9 protein-coding genes are annotated in these 14,008 nt (G+C 33.0%); 4 read left to right on the top strand and 5 right to left on the bottom strand.

What is annotated here, in order from left to right; translation table 11 throughout:
- Positions 1-74: 74 nt before the first annotated feature.
- The 3 genes from guaA (at position 75) to AC1EUV_RS07915 (ending at position 6,107) form a co-directional block, all read left to right on the top strand.
- The gene (guaA, locus tag AC1EUV_RS07925) at positions 75-1,607 is read left to right on the top strand and encodes a glutamine-hydrolyzing GMP synthase (protein ID WP_480198144.1); all 1,533 of its coding nucleotides are present in this window, start codon (positions 75-77) and stop codon (positions 1,605-1,607) included.
- Positions 1,608-1,621: 14 nt separating this feature from the next.
- On the top strand, positions 1,622-3,514 hold the full coding sequence (locus AC1EUV_RS07920; RefSeq protein ID WP_480198143.1) for a LysM peptidoglycan-binding domain-containing protein: 1,893 nt from the start codon (positions 1,622-1,624) through the stop codon (positions 3,512-3,514).
- A 169-nt stretch (positions 3,515-3,683) separates the two neighbouring features.
- Positions 3,684-6,107 (top strand): TonB-dependent receptor domain-containing protein, encoded by a 2,424-nt coding sequence (locus tag AC1EUV_RS07915; protein ID WP_480198142.1) that lies wholly within the window; start codon positions 3,684-3,686, stop codon positions 6,105-6,107.
- 51 nt (positions 6,108-6,158) lie between these two features.
- On the opposite strand, the gene AC1EUV_RS07910 is transcribed toward AC1EUV_RS07915, so the two are convergent.
- From AC1EUV_RS07910 to gcvP, 4 genes are all read right to left on the bottom strand, one after another.
- Positions 6,159-7,793, bottom strand: a complete 1,635-nt coding sequence (locus AC1EUV_RS07910) for a pyruvate dehydrogenase complex dihydrolipoamide acetyltransferase (RefSeq protein ID WP_480198141.1) — start codon at positions 7,791-7,793, stop codon at positions 6,159-6,161.
- 3 nt (positions 7,794-7,796) lie between these two features.
- Positions 7,797-8,789: a pyruvate dehydrogenase (acetyl-transferring) E1 component subunit alpha gene (gene pdhA / locus AC1EUV_RS07905; protein WP_480198140.1), complete on the bottom strand. Its 993-nt coding sequence runs from the start codon at positions 8,787-8,789 to the stop codon at positions 7,797-7,799.
- 93 nt (positions 8,790-8,882) lie between these two features.
- Positions 8,883-9,290, bottom strand: a complete 408-nt coding sequence (locus AC1EUV_RS07900; RefSeq protein WP_480198139.1) for a hypothetical protein — start codon at positions 9,288-9,290, stop codon at positions 8,883-8,885.
- Between the two features lie 103 nt (positions 9,291-9,393).
- On the bottom strand, positions 9,394-12,249 hold the full coding sequence (gcvP, locus tag AC1EUV_RS07895; protein WP_480198138.1) for an aminomethyl-transferring glycine dehydrogenase: 2,856 nt from the start codon (positions 12,247-12,249) through the stop codon (positions 9,394-9,396).
- Positions 12,250-12,363: 114 nt separating this feature from the next.
- Here gcvP and AC1EUV_RS07890 point away from each other — a divergent pair, with 114 nt between their 5' ends.
- Positions 12,364-13,182: a UbiA prenyltransferase family protein gene (locus AC1EUV_RS07890; protein ID WP_480198137.1), complete on the top strand. Its 819-nt coding sequence runs from the start codon at positions 12,364-12,366 to the stop codon at positions 13,180-13,182.
- A gap of 52 nt (positions 13,183-13,234) precedes the next feature.
- Here AC1EUV_RS07890 and AC1EUV_RS07885 read toward each other — a convergent pair whose 3' ends face one another.
- Entirely contained in the window at positions 13,235-14,008 is a 774-nt protein-coding gene (locus AC1EUV_RS07885; RefSeq protein ID WP_480198136.1) for a zinc ribbon domain-containing protein, read from the bottom strand.

The raw sequence follows: 14,008 nt of genomic DNA, 5'->3' as shown, positions 1-14,008 counted from the left end.
ATTAATACAACAAAGTACTAAATATTTTTATAGAAAGAGGTTCAAGATTTCTCAATTTAATTTTACTTTTGCAAATGCAACAGAAGGTACTTATTTTAGACTTTGGCTCACAGTTTACACAACTGATTGCGCGCCGAATTAGAGAACTGAACATTTATTGTGAAATTCATCCTTTTAATAGTAAAAAGGTAAATCCTGAGGATTACAAAGCTGTTATTTTATCAGGAAGTCCTCATTCAGTAAGAGGTGAAAATGCCCCAAAACCAGATTTGCCCAAAATAAAAGGGAAGAAACCATTATTGGGAATTTGTTATGGAGCTCAATATCTAGTTCATTTTTTTGGAGGAGAAGTAGGAGCATCAAATACAAGAGAATACGGCCGTGCTAACTTGACTTCTATAGACACTACAAGTGAATTATTAAAAGGACTTGAAGACGGTTCTCAGGTCTGGATGAGCCATTCTGATACTATTTTAAAAATACCTTCGAACTACCAACGAATAGCGAGCACTCACGACGTTGAATATGCAGCGTATAAAATTGAAGGCGAAGAGACCTATGCTATTCAATTTCATCCAGAAGTATACCATTCTACAGATGGTAAGCAATTACTAGAAAATTTTTTAGTGAATATTGCTCAAGTAGAACAAAGTTGGACACCAGATTCTTTTGTTGACTCTACCGTAAATTCATTAAAAGAGAAGTTGGGTAATGATAAAGTTGTTTTAGGTTTATCTGGTGGGGTAGACTCAAGTGTTGCAGCGGTTTTGCTTGATAAGGCAATCGGTAAAAATTTATATTGTATCTTCGTTAATAACGGTTTACTGCGTAAGAATGAGTTTGATAATGTTCTTGAGCAGTATAAAGGAATGGGTTTGAATGTAAAAGGTGTTGATGCTTCGGCACGTTTTTTGAAAGCCCTACAAGGAATTACCGATCCTGAGAAAAAACGTAAAGCGATCGGTAATACGTTCATTGATGTTTTTGATGATGAAGCTCATAGAATAGAAGATGTTAAATGGTTAGGACAAGGAACAATTTATCCTGATGTAATAGAATCAGTTTCTGTTACTGGAGGCCCATCTGCTACGATTAAAAGTCATCACAATGTTGGAGGATTACCAGATTTTATGAAATTGAAGATTGTTGAGCCACTAAGAATGATCTTCAAAGATGAAGTAAGAAGGGTAGGGAAGTCCTTAGGAATGAACTCAGATTTGTTGGGAAGACATCCTTTTCCTGGTCCAGGATTAGGCATTCGTATTTTAGGTGACATTACAGCTGAAAAAGTTCGAATTCTTCAAGAAGTAGATGCTATTTTTATTAATGGTCTTAAAAAGTGGAATTTGTATAATGAGGTATGGCAGGCCGGAGCCATGTTACTTCCGGTAAATTCGGTAGGAGTTATGGGAGATGAGCGCACTTATGAAAAGGTAGTGGCTCTCAGGGCTGTTTCATCAACAGACGGTATGACAGCTGATTGGGTAAATTTACCTTATGAGTTTTTGCAAGAAACATCAAATAAAATAATTAATAATGTGCCTGGTGTAAATAGAGTAGTGTATGACATTAGTTCTAAACCACCTGCAACTATTGAATGGGAATAGTATAAAATCAACCAATGAATAAGATAAAGTTTTTAATAATTGTTTTCCTTTTTAGTTTTGTCTCTCTTTTTTCGCAAGAGAAGAAATATAGTAAGTACTTAGTACAGGAGGGTGAAACTATACAAAGTATCTCTCAAAAATTATCGTTAACTCCATACGATTTATTAAAGCTAAACCCTGATTTAAAAAATGGATTAGAAGGAATCAAGGTTTTAATAATTCCAAATAAAAATTTTAAGGCTAACGCTCAAGATGAGCATAAAGATTATGTTGAAAATGGGTTTTTATTTCACAAAGTTTTACCTAAAGAAAATTTCTATAGAATTAAACAAACATATGGTGTCGCTAAGCGATTATTGCGTAAGCATAATCCTATTTTAAGAAGAGAAGATTTAAAAGCTGGTCAGATCATTAAGATTCCTGTTTCAAGTAATTTTCAACTTCCTAATGAAGATAATTCTGAGATGATTTCTGGAAACACAAAACCTTATTTAGTAAAGCCAAAGGAAACAAAATATAGTATCTCTAGACGATATGGTATTAGTATAGATAAGTTAGAAGAATTAAACCCAAAAATAAAGATAGACGGATTGCAAGAAGGCACTATTATCTTAGTTCCTGATACGGCGGAAATTCCAGATGAGAGTGATGATTTTGTGACGCATCGAGTTGAAAAAAAAGAAACAATTTTTAGTCTAGGGCAAAAATTTAATATTACGGAAGAAGAATTAATTGGCGCTAACCCTGAAATTAGAGAAGGACTCAAAGAAGGAATGTTAATTAAAATTCCTAAAATAGATTCTAGTGAGGAAAAGTTATTTGTGCCATTTATTGAAGGTAATAAAGAAATCAATGCCGTATTATTATTACCGTTTATGAGTAATAAGGCGAGCGTAGATTTTGAAAAGAATAGAACAACTGATATTGTTTCAGATTTTTATCTTGGAGCTCAAATGGCATTAGATTCTTTAAAAAAGCAAGGTTTGTCTGTGAACATAAAAGTCTTTGATACAAGAAACAATAAACAAAGAATACAAACGATTTTTAGTGCCTTAGATGTTTCTAATATTGATATGGTTATTGGTCCAATGTTTTACGATAATATAGAATATGTGTCAAGTTTATTAAGAGGGAGAAGCATTCCAATTATTTCTCCGGTGTCTAAAAAAGATCATTCAAAAATTTTTAGTGCAGATCTAATACAGGAGATTCCTTCAAAAGAAGGTCTATCAGAAAAAGTGACCTCCTATATTAAAGATAATTATAAACAACAAAATTTAGTTGTTATAGCTGATGACAAAGAGGAGACAATTCCTTTTCTAAATACAATTGTAAACAACTTGCAAGAAGTTGACTCCATTAATAAAATTGAAGTTATTAAACCAGAAAAAGGATATATTAAACCTGAAATTTTTAGAGAAAAATTAATAGAAAATAAAGATAATTGGGTGGTGCTGGTTACTGAGGATGCTGTGGTAACTAGAGATGTTATTAATAACCTTGGTGTGTTGCCAAAAGAATTTAAACCAACACTTTTTGCATTAGAAAAAGGTAAGAATTTTGATAATCAAAATGACGTTAATAACAGCCTAGCTCATGTGAATTTTCATTACCCTACATATAGCTTTATTGATGGGGATAATGATTCAATTAAGTATTTTATTAATTCTTATAAGAGAGTTAATTACGTTGAACCGACTGAATATGCTTTTAAAGGGTTTGATATGACATATGATAGTTTACTTAGATTTGCTAGCTATAATGATATAAACGATGCTTTAAACGCTGGCTCGTCAGAACGATTATGTACAAAATTTCAATACCAAAAGAACAAATCGGGAAGCTTTGTAAATAACGGAGTTTATTTAATAAAATATGACGGACTGAATTTGGTAGAAGTAGAATAGAATTATCTGAATAACAGATAATAAAAGAGTGATCATTTTGGTCACTCTTTTATTATTTTAGAAAGTTTGTTTAGCGAATTTTTGGGTTTCATTGTTAAACTTATCATAAATACCTAAATGTTAAGTGTTTACCTTGTAAATTTTGTATATTTGGTTATCAACAAACTATATGTATTTCCCTAAACCAACCTACGTTTTATTATTATCATTATTCGTTTCTTTAAATTTTTATGGGCAATCCAGATATAATGTATCTGGTATTGTTAAAGAATCAGATGGTAATCCGTTACCATTTGCAAATGTGCTATTGCTAAATTCTAAAGATTCTGTTTTAGTAAGAGGTTCTGTTACTAACGAAGGTGGTACATATAATTTAGAGAGAGTACAATCTGGTAATTATATAGTTATGATTAGTATGGTGGGATATCAATCCACTTACTCTGAACCATTTTCGTTGAGTTCGAATTATAGGGTTGAAAATATTACCTTAACTAGCGGAGAGGCTTTAAATGAAGTAATTGTAAAAGCAGATAAACCTTTATATCAACAGAAGGTTGATAGAATGGTAATTAATGTAGAAAATAGTATTGTGTCTGCTGGCGGTTCAGCTTTAGAAATTTTAGAACGCTCACCAGGAGTTATAGTGAATAAACAAAGTAACTCTATTTCAATAGTAGGTAAAGAAGGTGTGGTTATTATGATTAATGGTAAAAGAAGCTATGTGCCTGTGGCATCATTAGTACAAATGTTAGAAGGTATGAGTTCAGATAATATTTCTTCAATAGAATTAATAACAACTCCTCCTGCCAATTTTGACGCCGAAGGCAATGCCGGGTTTATAAATATTGTCTTGAAGAAGCGAACAGATATTGGGCTGAATGGATCATATTCATTTTCTGGAGGTTATGGCAAAGGAGAGACTACCTCAGACAATGTTAATTTTAATTATAGAGAAGATAAATTTAATCTTTTTGGTAGTTATTCTTTTTCTCTTGATAAACGAGATCAAATTATAAGTACCAGTAGAGAGTTTCTGCAAGATGCTGACTTATTAGGTACTTTTACAGAAACAGATCGCGAACCTACTCAGAGAAATCATAATGTTAGACTGGGAGTTGATGTAAATCTTTCAAAGAAAACAGTAATGGGAGTACTACTTAATGGTTATGATAATCGATGGTCTATGGATGCTTTTAACGAGAGTTTTGACTCAGAAAATAGAGTAGCAATGTCTTTCGTAGATTTAATTAATGATGAGGTAAATCAATGGAAGCATTTTGGTGCTAATTATAATATTAAACATAATTTTAAAGATGATGAATTTATAAGTTTTGATGTTGATTATTTATATTATAACAATGATAACCCTACAAATTATACTAATACTTTCTTTGATCAAGATAGAATTTTCTTGAATCAAGAATTGTTGAGAAGTGGAAAAAAAACAGTTTTAGACACTTGGGTTGGTAAGCTTGATTATAATAATCAGATATCTAAAAAAGCAAAAGTTGAGATAGGAGTAAAAGGAACCTTTTCTGACTTTAACAATGATGTTGCAGTTGAAAACTTTATTAGTAACAATTGGGTTTTTGATACTGAACTTACTAATAATAGTGTGCTCAATGAGAAAATTCTTGCTACCTATCTTGCTTCAGATTATAGTATAACGGATAAAACAAGTTTAAAACTGGGATTACGCTACGAATTTACCGATACTAAATTAGATGTTGATACGCAAGGCACAGTTGTAGATAGAGAGTATGGCATCTTTTTTCCTAGCGCTTTTTTAAATCATAAATTCAATGATAATCTAAGTATGAATTTATCGTATTCAAAACGTATAACCAGACCAACATTTAATGATTTAGCACCCTTTGTAATATTTTTTGATCCAACTACTTTTTTATCAGGTAATGCTGCGCTTCAACCGGCCACCTCCAATTCAATTAAATACGATATCAATTATAAATCTTATATATTTTCTTTACAATATACTAATGAAGATGAGTCTATCGCGATTTTTCAAGAGCGAATTGATGAAGCTACGGGTAGATTGATTTTTGAAGCGTCTAATCTAGATTATACTAAGACTTTTTCTATTACTGCTGGGTTTCCTTTAAAGTTGTTTAGTTGGTGGAGAACCCAAAATAATTTGAACTATATCGATCAGAAAGTTCGCGCATTATATGAAGGCGATCCAATTGAATTAAGCCTTGGTAATCTTACCGCTAATACAACACATTCATTTAAAATATCACAGAAAACTTCTGGAGAAGCCTCATTCTTTTATACAAGCGAGGGCTTTTTTGGAACAGCAAAGTATGACGGATTTTATCGTGTAAATCTAGGTATATCTCATAAATTTAGTGATAAATGGGGCACATTAAAACTTGCAGTTAACGATTTGTTTGATTCAGTAGAATTTGCAGGAGGGACCAATTTACCAGATCAAAACTTTAGTACTAGAAATCTTTTCGATTTCATGAATAGAACGTTTACACTAACCTATACTCGAAATTTTGGTAATAGTAGCGTAAAATCTTCAAGAAATAGAAAGACAGGAGCCGACGAAGAACGTAGAAGAGTGAATTAGAAAATAAAAGAACTCTCAAATTGAGAGCTCTTTTATTATGCCTTAATTTTTTTATACTAACATAGTTACCGGATTTTCTATATAACCTTTTAAAGTTAGTAAGAATTCAGCGCCAGTTGCACCGTCAACAGACCTGTGATCACAAGCCATAGTTAATTTCATAGTATTTCCTACTACAATTTGACCATCTTTAACTATTGGTTTTTGTACAATTGCACCAACAGAAAGAATAGCCGAGTTTGGCTGATTGATAATTGATGTAAAATCAGTAATACCAAACATTCCTAAATTCGAAATAGTAAATGTACTACCCTCCATTTCTTGAGGAGTCAATTTTTTATTACGCGCTCTACCAGCATAATCTTTTACTTGAGCACCGATTTGAGGTAATGTTTGCTCATCTGCAAAACGAACCACAGGTACGACTAAACCATCTTCTACAGCAACAGCTACACCTATATGAACATGATGATTTTTCTTGATTCTATCATCAAACCATTGAGAATTTACTTGCGGATGCTGTTTTAATGCTAGTGCCGTTGCCTTTACAATCATATCATTAAAAGATATTTTAGTGTCAGGTATTGAGTTGAATTGTTTTCTAAAAGCAATGACATTGTCCATATTGAACTCTACATTTAAATAATAATGCGGAGCTGAAAATTTGGATTCACCTAGTCTGCGAGCAATTACTTTACGCATTTGAGAGTTTGGTATTTCCTCTGAACTTTCGGTACCAGACGGAGTAAAAGGCATTGCAGAAGCTGCACTTGCTGCCGGAGAGTAATTTTCAACATCTCGTTTTACTACACGACCATTTTCACCAGTACCTTGCACTCTTGAAAGATCTATACCTTTCTCTTTTGCTATTTTTTTAGCTAATGGAGAAGCAACAACACGACCATTACTTGATGATGTAACAGCAGTGGGAGCTGGTTCAAATGCTAAAGTCGGTGCTTCTGTTTTGACAGTTTCTACTTTAACCGCGGTTTCTTCCTTTTTTACTTCTGGTTTTGCATCAACTTTAGAAAACGCACCATTTTTTATTCCCTCTATTACCGCAGAAACGTCAGTTCCTTTTTTACCAATAACAGCTAATACACTATCTACTGGTGCAGAACCACCTTCATCAATACCTACATATAATAAATTGCCTTCATAGAAAGATTCGAACTCCATAGTGGCTTTATCAGTTTCTATTTCGGCCAAAATATCACCTTCACTTACATCGTCACCAACCTTTTTTAACCATGTTGCCACTGTACCTTCTGTCATGGTATCACTTAAGCGAGGCATAGTAATTATCTCAACGCCATCTGGAAGATCAACACCATTACTGCCAGCTTCCTCAGAAGCTTCTTTTTTTGTAGGAGCTTCATTACTTACTTCTTCTACTTTATCAGGAGTTGCTTGGGTAGTTTGAGTAAGCAAAGCGGTAATATCTTCTCCTTTTTCACCAATAATAGCTAGTAAGGTATCAACTTTTGCCGATTCACCTTCATTAATACCGATATGAAGCAATGTGCCTTCGTGAAAAGATTCAAACTCCATAGTTGCCTTGTCGGTCTCTATTTCAGCTAAAATATCTCCTTCTTCAATAGTATCGCCAACTTGTTTTAACCATTTTGCAACAACACCTTCTTCCATGGTGTCACTTAAACGAGGCATGTTGATAATTTCTGCCATAACTTATCTATGTTTTAAAAAAGGATAATTCTCTTGTTGGTATACGACATCATACATAACATTCTTTTCTGGGAAAGCCGATTCTTCAGCAAATTTTTCACATTCAGAAACCATGCTTTTTACCTCTTTATTGATAGCATCAATTTCTTCTTCGGTAGCATACTTCTTATCTTTTATTACATCTAGCACTTGTGTGATAGGATCTATTTTTTTGTACTCGGCTACTTCATCTTTTGTTCTATAATGCTGTGCATCACTCATAGAATGTCCTCTATAACGATAGGTCTTCATTTCTAAGAAATATGGACCTTCTGTACGTGCATGTTCAATAGCTTCATGAACTGCTTCCGCTACTTTTACAGGATTCATACCGTCGACAGGTTTGCTGGGCATTTCGTAACCTAAACCTAATTTCCAAATATCTTCATGATTTGCAGTACGTTCAACCGATGTACCCATGGCATATCCATTGTTTTCTACTATAAACACAACAGGTAGTTTCCATAGCATCGCCATGTTAAAAGTTTCATGCAATGATCCTTGACGTGCAGCACCGTCACCAAAATAGGTCAATGTAACTGCATCTGAACCTTTATATTTATCCGCGAAAGCGAGACCAGCACCTAATGGAATTTGACCACCTACAATACCGTGACCACCATAAAAGCGATGTTCTTTTGAGAAAATATGCATAGAGCCACCTAAACCTTGCGAAGTACCTGTACCTTTACCATATAATTCGGCCATTACACGTTTAGGGTCAACACCCATACCAATCGGCTGCACATGATTACGATAGGCGGTAATCATTTTATCTTTAGTTAGATCCATCGCATGTAAAGCACCAGCTAACACGGCTTCTTGACCATTATATAAGTGTAAGAAACCTCTTACTTTTTGTTGTATGTAAACAGCGGCAAGTTTGTCTTCGAACTTACGCCAAAACAACATGTCTTTATACCAATTTAAGTAGGTTTCTTTAGTGATTTTTTTCATACGATTATATGTAGTTAGTAAAAACGTAGTTACAAAAATACTATTTTAGAAATTGTAAGAGAAGAATTGAGAAAATTATTTTACGCTATCGATTTAGTTATTTTCATTATTTTGAATCCAAACTAAATCTATTTTATTATCCATATCATCATCAACGAAAATAATACCATTTTGGTTTACTGATTCTCCAATTGTTCCAATTACAGCCGAACTTTTTCTGAGTTTCATTGTGTCGCTTTCTATTTGATACTTCTCTTTTATTTCTTTAATATTGGAGTTTACACCAAAACCATCTTTAGTTTTGTATTGATTGGATATTGTAATTATGCGCGACACCTTGCCTTCTTCATTAATTTGCAAATAAAACAATGAGTCTTTCATATCCGCTTTTATTTCTGAGCCTAATTTATATTTACCAATTTGGGTTTTAGTAATGAGGTGTACATTTTTTTCGCAAGAAAATATTGTAAAGGCTATTATTAAGAAGTTTATTTTTTTCATAGATTGAAATTAATAATTGTAGTTTCCATGAAAAAGTACAATTGAGTAAAGACGTTGTTTAATTTAGGGAAACAAAAAACCCCACTAGAAGCGGGATTGAATTTTATTGGGCATCTATATAATCTTCAATTGGGTTACAATCGCAGATTAAATTACGGTCACCGTAGGCATCATCTACACGTCTAACAGGTGGCCAGAATTTATTTTCAGTAACATAAGCTAATGGGAATGCGGCTTCTTGTCTTGAATAATTATAGTTCCAATTATCCGAAGTGATCATTGATTGCGTATGAGGTGCATTTTTTAATACAGAGTCATTACCATCTACATATGTATCAATTTCTGCTTTAATTTGTATCATGGCATCACAAAAACGATCTAATTCTTTTTTGTTTTCACTTTCGGTTGGTTCAATCATTAATGTGCCTGCCACAGGAAACGAAAGAGTAGGAGCGTGGAAACCAAAATCCATTAAACGTTTTGCAATATCACCAACTTCAACTCCTTTAGCTTTAAATTCTCTAAAATCTACAATCATTTCATGTGCTGCAAAACCTTTTTCACCAATATATAATATTTTATAATGTTCTTCTAAACGAGATTTTAAATAATTAGCATTTAAAATGGCATAAATAGTAGCTAATTTTAATCCTTCTGCTCCTAGCATTTTAATATATCCATACGAAATAATATCAACCAAAGATGAACCCCAAGGAGCAGCAGAAATTGCGGTAATGGCGTTTTTACCTCCAGTTTTTATGATGGGATTCGTTGGTAGAAATTCTGCCAAGTGTTCGGCAACACAAATTGGACCAACACCTGGACCACCACCACCATGTGGGATGGCAAAAGTCTTGTGTAAATTTAAATGACAAACATCTGCGCCAATAGTAGCAGGGTTGGTTAAACCAACTTGAGCATTCATATTTGCACCATCCATATATACCTGACCGCCATTATCATGAATGATTTTTGTGATTTCTGTAATTGAACTTTCAAAAACACCATGTGTTGATGGATAGGTAACCATTAAAGCTGCAAGATTATCTTTGTGTAATTCAGCTTTTTCATGTAAATCATTCACGTCAATATTTCCTTCTTCTGTAGTTTTTGTAACTACCACTTTCATACCAGCCATGACAGCTGAAGCAGGATTGGTACCATGTGCCGAAGCAGGAATTAAACAAATATTTCTATGCGAATCTCCTCTAGATTTATGATAAGCTCTAATGACCATTAAACCAGCAAATTCACCTTGTGCACCAGAATTTGGTTGTAGAGTGGTAGAGTGAAAACCAGTAATTACATTTAATGAATCTTCAAGACCTTTTAACATTTCTTGATAACCTTTCGCTTGATCTATAGGTACAAAGGGATGAATATTATTCCACGAACTAGAACTTAATGGTAGCATTTCTGAAGCTGCATTTAATTTCATCGTACATGAACCCAGCGAGATCATAGAATCCGTTAACGATATATCTTTACGTTCTAATTTTTTGATGTAACGCATCATTTCGGTTTCTGAATGATAATTTTCAAAAACCTCATTAGTCATAAAAGTTGTGGTACGTTTTAGGTTTTCTGGTATCGAAAAAGTTTCTACATAATTTGATACTGTTATAGAATCCTTTCCTTCAGCTTTAGCTAAAATATTTATAATCTGATTAATGTCTTCTAAAGTGGTAGTTTCATTTAGAGAAATGCATACAGTAGTATTATCGGGGTAATAGAAATTTACTTCTTGAGCTTCGGCTATTTTCTTTACAGCTTCCGCGGAAGCGACTTTAATTTGCAGTGTATCAAAAACAATAGTATTTATCTGATCTAGCCCTAATTTTAGAATAGCATCATTTAATAGATTAACTTGAGAATGAATAATCTTACCAGCAATATATTTTAAGCCATCTGCACCATGATAAACACCATACATGCCAGCCATAACAGCCAATAAAACTTGTGCTGTACAGATATTAGAAGTTGCTTTTTCGCGCTTGATATGTTGCTCTCTCGTTTGTAATGCCATACGAAGAGCGCGATTGCCATCATTATCTTTTGTAACGCCGATGATTCTACCTGGTATTAGCCTTTTATACTCCTCTTTGGTTGCGAAGTATCCAGCATGAGGTCCACCATACCCTAAAGGAACTCCAAATCGTTGAGATGTGCCAACAACAACATCGGCACCCATTTCTCCAGGAGACTTTAGTATAGCCAAACTTAAAAGGTCAGCCGCTACAACAACTTTAGATTCATTCTGATGAGCTGCAGCTATAAAGTCGGTATAATCATAAATTTGCCCATGTTTTGTAGGATATTGCACTATTGCTCCGAATACATTTGAGGTAAATTCAAATTCTTGATGATTGCCAATAACTAATTCAATCCCAATTGGAATAGCCCTTGTTTTTAGAATAGAAATGGTTTGTGGCAACACATCCTCAGAAACAAAAAATTGATTTGCACCTTCTTTCTTTTGTGATCTAGATCGTGCTGCAAAAAGCATAGCCATAGCTTCCGCAGCAGCGGTACCTTCGTCTAATAAAGACGAGTTTGCCAATTCCATACCTGTCAACTCAGATACCATAGTTTGATAATTTAACAAGGCTTCTAATCTGCCTTGAGAAATTTCAGCTTGATAAGGCGTATATGAGGTATACCAACTTGGGTTTTCAAAAATATTACGTTGTATAACTGCTGGTAAAATTGTTGGATGATAGCCTAAACCGATATAAGACTTGTATTGTTTGTTTTTTGCAGCTAATTTTTGAATATGATCACTGAATTCAAATTCGCTCATAGCTTTCGGAAGATCAAGATCATTCTTTAATTCTATATGACTTGGTATAGTATTATAAATAAGTTCTTTTAAAGAGGATACGCCTATGGTTGATAGCATTTGCTTTACCTCATTTTCACGAGGTCCTAAATGCCTTAATACGAAAGAATCTGTCTTCATTTTACGATTTTGAAACTATAATTTTTTGCTTATCAAAAGTAAGTAAAAACTGCATATTTGTAATGATGGTAAATGAATATTTTTCAACCACTTTCTTTTGGTTATTTTTGTTAGATGTCGAAATTAGAACAACTGCTAGATTTTTATGTTTTTAGCAATATTCATGTGGCGTTAGCAACATTTTACTTTACAACAATTACCTTAAAAACTTATGGTATTCAGCAAAATGAAATAGCATGGTTTGTGTTTTTTTCAACAGTGTTATCTTATAATTATATACGCCTATATCGTAGAACTGAAATTAAAACTGATTGGTTTGCAATTTGGATTACAAATCATCGAAAAATATTAATTATAATTTCTATAATTTCTTTATTCGGAATAATTTTTTACGGATTAAGATTAACTAAAAACACCTTGTTGACATTAATCCCTTTTGGATTAGCTACACTCTTTTACGTATTGCCATTTGGTCGAGGTAAATCGTTACGAATGATATCTACACTCAAATTATTCTTAATTGCGTTTTGTTGGGCAGGAGTAACAGTTTTATTGCCATTGATTCAATATGAAGTCCATTTTAATATGGACGTTTTTATCACTTTTATCCAACGATTTTTATTTGTATTGGCAATTACAATCCCATTCGATATAAGAGATTTAAATTTTGATGCTGACTCACTAATGACGTTACCCCAAATGATAGGTTTAGATAAATCTAAACGGTTAGGGTTGTTGTTTTTAATGCTTTTTTTAGGACTTAATTTCTTAAAACCTGGCCTTAATATTGGTATACTTCGTATTGAATTGATTGTTGCTTTGTTGGCGTTGATTTTATTGGTTAGAGCCAAGGAGTATCAGCATAAATATTATAGTGCGCTTTTTGTAGAATCGTTACCAATAGTTTGGTATTTACTCATTTCAATTCAATAAAAAAGCCTTTCAATTAGAAAGGCTTTTTATAATGTGTTTTGTTGAAAATTTATTAACTAAATAATTCAGCCATTTTTTGTTTTTCTTCTTCAGCTAATTGTGCGTCTACTAAAATTCTGCCGCTATGCTCATCTGTCGTAATTTTTTTACGATTTGCAATTTCCATTTGCTTTTGAGGAGGAATTGTAAAGAATGAGCCACCAGAAGCACCTCTTTTAATTGGTACTACTGCCAATCCGTTACGAACTTTAGCTCTAATTCTTTTATATGCGGTAAGTAAACGTTCATCTATTAGTTTGCTGAATTCTTCAGATTTTTTATTCAATAGTTTTTCTTCTTTATCCGTTTCAGCGATAATGGCATCAAGTTCATCTTTTTTATGTTTTAGATGATCTTTACGCTCTTTTATTTTTTCTTTGGCAGCAGAAATAATTTCATTTTTTTGCTCAATTTTAGCTTGAAATTCTTTAATATGCTTTTCTGCTAATTGTATTTCTAATTCTTGAAATTCAACCTCTTTAGATAAAGAATCAAATTCTCTATTGTTTCTTACATTTTTCTGTTGTGTAGCATATTTTTTTACTAGAGCATTCGCTTCTTCAATAGTTTGTTTTCTACTCTTAATACTTGCTTCTAAATTTTCAACATCACCATTAAAATTTGTCAATCTAGTATTTAAACCTTCAATTTCATCCTCTAAATCTTGAACTTCTAAAGGTAATTCACCGCGCGTATTCTTTATTTCATCTATTCTTGAGTCGATTAATTGTAAATCGTATAAAGCTCTCAATTTATCTTCTACGGTAATTTCAGTCTTTTTTGCCAT

It is taken from the genome of Maritimimonas sp. 2304DJ26-3 (assembly GCF_056591635.1).
The sequence above is the reverse complement of the archived record's forward strand: the minus strand, read 5'-3'. Positions and strand labels throughout refer to the sequence as shown.

What these genes read in the sequence shown, in the direction of transcription:
- guaA (WP_480198144.1), top strand. Translation starts at nt 75, where the DNA reads ATGCAACAGAAGGTACTTATTTTAGACTTTGGCTCACAGTTTACACAA.
- AC1EUV_RS07920 (WP_480198143.1), top strand. Translation starts at nt 1,622, where the DNA reads ATGAATAAGATAAAGTTTTTAATAATTGTTTTCCTTTTTAGTTTTGTC.
- AC1EUV_RS07915 (WP_480198142.1), top strand. Translation starts at nt 3,684, where the DNA reads ATGTATTTCCCTAAACCAACCTACGTTTTATTATTATCATTATTCGTT.
- AC1EUV_RS07910 (WP_480198141.1), bottom strand. Translation starts at nt 7,793, where the DNA reads ATGGCAGAAATTATCAACATGCCTCGTTTAAGTGACACCATGGAAGAA.
- pdhA (WP_480198140.1), bottom strand. Translation starts at nt 8,789, where the DNA reads ATGAAAAAAATCACTAAAGAAACCTACTTAAATTGGTATAAAGACATG.
- AC1EUV_RS07900 (WP_480198139.1), bottom strand. Translation starts at nt 9,290, where the DNA reads ATGAAAAAAATAAACTTCTTAATAATAGCCTTTACAATATTTTCTTGC.
- gcvP (WP_480198138.1), bottom strand. Translation starts at nt 12,249, where the DNA reads ATGAAGACAGATTCTTTCGTATTAAGGCATTTAGGACCTCGTGAAAAT.
- AC1EUV_RS07890 (WP_480198137.1), top strand. Translation starts at nt 12,364, where the DNA reads ATGTCGAAATTAGAACAACTGCTAGATTTTTATGTTTTTAGCAATATT.
- AC1EUV_RS07885 (WP_480198136.1), bottom strand. Translation starts at nt 14,008, where the DNA reads ATGGCAAAAAAGACTGAAATTACCGTAGAAGATAAATTGAGAGCTTTA.